At 63.9% G+C, this 821-nt stretch carries 1 protein-coding gene; it reads left to right on the top strand.

Translation table 11 applies throughout. The annotated features are described in order from the left end of the window. A partial coding sequence (locus B3797_RS18275; RefSeq protein ID WP_311791823.1) for a sensor domain-containing diguanylate cyclase occupies nt 1-821 on the top strand: 821 nt, incomplete at both ends.

Here is an 821-nt window from a genome sequence, read left to right as displayed (position 1 = left end):
AAGCGGTGGTGCTGCGCTGGCAGCCGAAAATGCCCGGCACGCGTCTGCTTATGCTGCTGCTGCCGATCCTGGCGGCGATGGCGCTGGTTACCGGCTGGATTACGCGCCGCGTCAGCCGCCACGCGCTGCATCACGCCATTCTTTCCGACCGGCGCTTCGCCATGCTGACGATCAGCCAGCAGGAGCTGGCGCACAGCGAGGCGCGCTTTCGCGATCTGGCTGAGGCCGCCTCGGACTGGATCTGGGAAACCGATGAGCAGGGGCGACTGATCTATCTCTCTTCCCGCTTTCATCGCCTGACCGGCCACCAGATCGCCGACTGGACGGGCGAGCATATCGATCGTCTGTTGACGCACTCCAGCCATTCACTGGTGGCCTGGCTGATGCGTCAGGAGGAGAACAGCCCCTCTGCGCCGCTGCGCTGTCAGTTTATGAGCGCGCAGGGCGAGCGCCGCATCGGCCATCTGGTGGCGAAAACCATCTGGCACAACGGCCGTCGCGCTGGTTTTCGCGGCACCGTCTCGGATATTACGCAGGGGATGGAAGCGGAGGCGCGCATCCAGTTTCTTTCACGTCATGATGCGCTGACCGGGTTATCTAACCGCATACAGCTACAGGAGTTCCTGACGCGCCATCTGGAACCGCCTCATCTGGCCTCGCCGCTGGCAATCGTCAGTCTCGATCTCGATCAGTTCAAGCCGCTAAACGATAACTGGGGCCACACGGCGGGCGATCAGGTGCTGAATCAGATGGCGCAGCGGCTGCAGCGCGGCGTCGGCCCCCACGAGCTGGCGGCGCGGCTGGGCGGCGATGAGTTTGTG

Source organism: Pantoea sp. UBA5923 (assembly GCF_002431095.1).
GTDB classification, from domain to species: Bacteria; Pseudomonadota; Gammaproteobacteria; order Enterobacterales; family Enterobacteriaceae; genus Pantoea; species Pantoea piersonii.
Note: the sequence above shows the minus strand (reverse complement) of the source record. Positions and strands in the feature narration are given on the sequence as shown.